Origin of the sequence: Mesorhizobium sp. M7A.F.Ca.ET.027.03.2.1 (genome assembly GCF_003999175.1) — a bacterium.
Classification (GTDB): Bacteria; Pseudomonadota; Alphaproteobacteria; order Rhizobiales; family Rhizobiaceae; genus Mesorhizobium.
Genome location: NZ_RZOM01000627.1, coordinates 1 through 3,632, shown reverse-complemented (window position 1 = coordinate 3,632; position 3,632 = coordinate 1). Strand labels below are relative to the sequence as shown.

The following is a 3,632-nucleotide window of genomic DNA, read 5'->3' as shown; positions in this document are numbered from 1 at the left end:
GAAACCCGACGCCAAGCCCGCCATCACCCAGGCGATGATCGACGCCTATGACGAATATACGCATCTGACGCTCGATCGCCGCCGGTTCATGGAGCAGTTGACCCGGCTTGCCGGATCGGGTGCGGCGGCCGCCGCGATCGCGCCGCTTCTGGCGGCAAATTCGGCGCAAGCGGCTGTTGTCGCCGACAACGATCCGCGGGTGAAGGGCGAGGACATCAGCTATCCCGGCAGCAGCGGCGAGATGAAGGGCTACCTGGTCAAGCCGGCGGACAAGGCGGGCAAGCTTGGGACGGTGATCGTCGTGCATGAGAACAGGGGGCTCAACCCGCATATCCGCGATGTGACGCGACGCGTGGCGCTGGAGGGGTTCGTGGCGCTGGCGCCGGATTTCCTGTCGCCGCTCGGCGGAACGCCAACCGATGAAGACAAGGCGCGCGACATGTTCGCCAAGCTCGATCCGGCGCAGACCATCGCCAACGGTGTCGCGACCGTCGCTTTCCTCAAGAGCGACAAGGACGGCAACGGCAAGGTCGGCGCCATCGGCTTCTGCTGGGGTGGCGGCACGGTCAACATGCTGGCCATCAACGCGCCCGATCTCAGTGCCGGCGTTGCCTATTACGGCATGCAGCCGAAGGCCGCCGATGTATCCAAGATCAAGGCGGCCTTGCTGTTGCACTATGGCGGACTGGACGAGCGCATCAATGCCGGCATCGACGCCTTCAAGAAGGAACTCGACGCGGCGCATGTCGAATACACGGTCTATGTCTATGAAGGCGCCAACCATGCCTTCAACAACGACACGTCGGCAGCGCGCTACGACAAGAAGGCAGCGGACCTCGCCTGGGGCAGAACGATCGCCTTCCTCAAGCAGAAACTGGCATAGGGCGTTCGTCTAATCCGTGTTCGCCGGCTTGTGGAAGGCGACGCCGGCGACCACCAGCGCAATGCCGAGGCAATCGGTAAAACTTGGAATCTGGCGCAGCACGACGACGCCGATCAGCGTCGCGGTGACGGGCAGCAGCGACAGCATCAGCGCGAAGCTGGCGCGTGGCAGCCGCGACATGGCGAGCTGGTCGCAGATGTAGGGAATGACAGAGGAACAGATGCCGACGCCGATGGCGGCGAACAGCAGCGGCAGTGAGAAAAAGGCCGGCAGCGCATCGGTGAGGCCGATCGGCAGCACGACGATGAAGGCGATCGCCATGGCAGCACCCAGGCCGGCGATGCCGGCGCCTACGCCAGACGCGGCAACGCGGTGGCCGAGCACGATGTAGCCGACAAACAGCGCGCCGTTGAGGAAGGCCCAGCACAGCCCGATGGGATTGTCGGACCATCTGACGTCGATGAGCAGCAAGGTGCCAGCGACGGCGACGACAAGGGCGGCAAGATTGCGCGGGCTCCTGAGGCCGATCGCCGCGACGCCGATGGTGCCGACGAATTCGATCGCCGCCACCAGCGAGATCGGCAGGCGGTCGAGCGCCAGGTAGAACGAACAGTTCATCACCGCCAGACAGGTGCCGAAGGCCAGCAACAGCAGTCTTGTCGAGCGATCGGCGCGGGCGAAGCTTCGCCATGGACGGGTCAGCGGCGCGAAGATGAGTGCTGCCGTGGCGATGCGCAGCCACGCCATGCCGAGCACGCCGACATGCGGGAAAAGCAGCACGGCGAAGGCCGGCCCGAGATAGTGGAAGACGGCGCTGACGGCGAACCAGACATGCGGCGGCAATTTTGCCGTCGGCCTGGCCAGGGTGGGGTTGCCCGGGGCAGGATCTGCCGTAAGAGCTTGCGTTTGATCATCCACCGGATCAGTATCGCAGGCATATTTGCCGGTTTATATGAGTGATGATGGGCTCGTCTGGCGAGATTTCTCTCAGAAGCAAGGAATTTCCCATGAAGCGCCTTCGAACTGAAAGTGCCGACCTCGATGTCTCTGACATGAAGATCCTGCGTCTGCTGGAGAAGGACGCGCGCACCAGCACGGCGGAGCTGGCACGCTCAGTCGGTCTGTCGGCGCCGAGCGTGGCCGAGCGCATCAAGCGGCTGCAGGAAAGCGGCGTCATCGAGGCCTATTCGGTCAGGATCAACCCGGCGGCACTCGGCCTGCCGCTGTCGGCATGGCTGCGCATCCGGCCGGTGCCGGGGCAACTGGCCGTCGTGGCCGAGATCATCCGCGAACTGCCGGAGATCGTGCAATGCGACCGGGTGACCGGAGAGGATTGTTTCATCGCGCTGGCGCATGTCGGCTCGGTGGCCGAACTCGAGCGGGTGATCGACCGCATCATTCCTTATGCGATGACCAATACGGCGATCATCCAGTCGTCGCCAGTGGTGGCGCGCTCGGCGCTGGGAGCGTTGATGCGCCAGGCTTGACCTACAGGAGAGGAACCTATGCGTGGCCGCGCTTCATGCGCGCCTGCTTCAGGATGGCACGCCAGCGGATCATGTCGAACGGGATCGGCTCGTTGTTGTTGGCGATGTGGAAGATCTCGTTGTTGACGTTCTTGAGCGAGCGCCAGAAATCGTAGTCGGTGATGCGCGGATCGGCAGCCAGCCTGTCCACCTCGACCTTGATGTCGGTTTTCATGCACTTTCCTCGAACCGGCGCCGCGCCGCCCGTGTCGCTACCTCGATGCGGATCGTTTTCGACCGACCCGCTGAGTCGCGCAACGGCTCAGATGGCTTGTTCCCGTTAAAACCTTGGTAAGGTTAACGAGGGCGCCGCGCCGCTACAAGCACTGCTGCCGGCCGACGGCAGGGTTCTGCGATTTTAGATTGCGGGTGTGGCTTTGAAGCCGGGAACGAGAAGGTGTCGGCTTCACCCTATTTGCGTTTGATGCCGATCGAACGGCCGGCCCGTTCCGGCATCGGCAGTGCCGAATGGGCGGCGCGCATGGCTTCGACCCTGGCCAGCACATCGGCGGGGAAGGGTGAGACCTTCGGCCCGGACATGTCGACATGCAGCGACAGCGATTCGGAAGTCGCGGCCAGCCAGCCGTCGACATGGCGGATTTCCTGGTAGGCCCGCAGCCGCTTGTCGTCGTGGTCGATGAGCTGGAAGGAGACCGTGACCTTGTGCTCGAGGTGCAGCTCCTGCACGTAGCAGACATGGACTTCGGCCGTGTAGATGGTGAGGCGGCGATCCCTGGCATAGTTCGGTCCCATGCCCATTGCCTCGAAGGCGTCGTCCGAGCAGCGGTCGAACAGCACGTTGTAATAGGCCATGTTGAGATGGCCGTTATAGTCGATCCAGTCCTTCTCGATGTCCATGGGTTTCGAGACGAAGGGAGTGGGGATGGGCATCGAAACTTCCTTGTTCTGGCGCTGGACAGAGCGTGGCTCCGGAGACTCTATTTGTTCTGACGCAATTCCCCAGGGAAAGCGCTAAGCGGATTTCCCGGGAAAACCGCTTCACACTTATCCTGGAATTGCTTTACGCATCCATAGACGCATAACAAAGGTGGACACTGGTCCATTCGCGGAGGAATTCATGGCTCTGAGCGACCTCAACCCGGTCGAACGCAACGAGGAAGGCATCGCTGCGGTGCTCGGCATTCTCAAGCAACAGCTTGGCGAGCGATTCCAGACCGGCCAGGCTATCCGCTCCCAGCATGCCCACACCACCACCTATATTC

The 3,632-nt window shown here is 62.7% G+C and carries 5 protein-coding genes and 1 pseudogene; 3 read left to right on the top strand and 3 right to left on the bottom strand.

Annotation, left to right across the window (positions count from 1 at the left end; translation table 11 throughout):
• Nucleotides 1–22: 22 nt before the first annotated feature.
• The gene (locus EN750_RS23685) at nt 23–883 is read left to right on the top strand and encodes a dienelactone hydrolase family protein (RefSeq protein WP_245482783.1); all 861 of its coding nucleotides are present in this window, start codon (nt 23–25) and stop codon (nt 881–883) included.
• Between the two features lie 9 nt (nt 884–892).
• On the opposite strand, the gene EN750_RS23680 is transcribed toward EN750_RS23685, so the two are convergent.
• Nucleotides 893–1,726, bottom strand: coding sequence for a DMT family transporter (locus EN750_RS23680; RefSeq protein ID WP_245482782.1), 834 nt, complete (start codon nt 1,724–1,726; stop codon nt 893–895).
• A 164-nt stretch (nt 1,727–1,890) separates the two neighbouring features.
• On the opposite strand from EN750_RS23680, the gene EN750_RS23675 reads away from it, so the two are divergent.
• Nucleotides 1,891–2,370 (top strand): Lrp/AsnC family transcriptional regulator, encoded by a 480-nt coding sequence (locus EN750_RS23675; protein ID WP_127397812.1) that lies wholly within the window; start codon nt 1,891–1,893, stop codon nt 2,368–2,370.
• 16 nt (nt 2,371–2,386) lie between these two features.
• Here EN750_RS23675 and EN750_RS23670 read toward each other — a convergent pair whose 3' ends face one another.
• Together EN750_RS23670 and EN750_RS23665 are read right to left on the bottom strand one after the other, a co-directional pair.
• On the bottom strand, nt 2,387–2,584 hold the full coding sequence (locus EN750_RS23670; RefSeq protein ID WP_013531006.1) for a hypothetical protein: 198 nt from the start codon (nt 2,582–2,584) through the stop codon (nt 2,387–2,389).
• Nucleotides 2,585–2,820: 236 nt separating this feature from the next.
• Entirely contained in the window at nt 2,821–3,300 is a 480-nt protein-coding gene (locus EN750_RS23665) for a thioesterase family protein (RefSeq protein ID WP_127397811.1), read from the bottom strand.
• 187 nt (nt 3,301–3,487) lie between these two features.
• On the opposite strand from EN750_RS23665, the pseudogene EN750_RS40935 reads away from it, so the two are divergent.
• Nucleotides 3,488–3,632, top strand: a pseudogene (locus EN750_RS40935) (FAD-binding oxidoreductase); the annotation flags it as partial.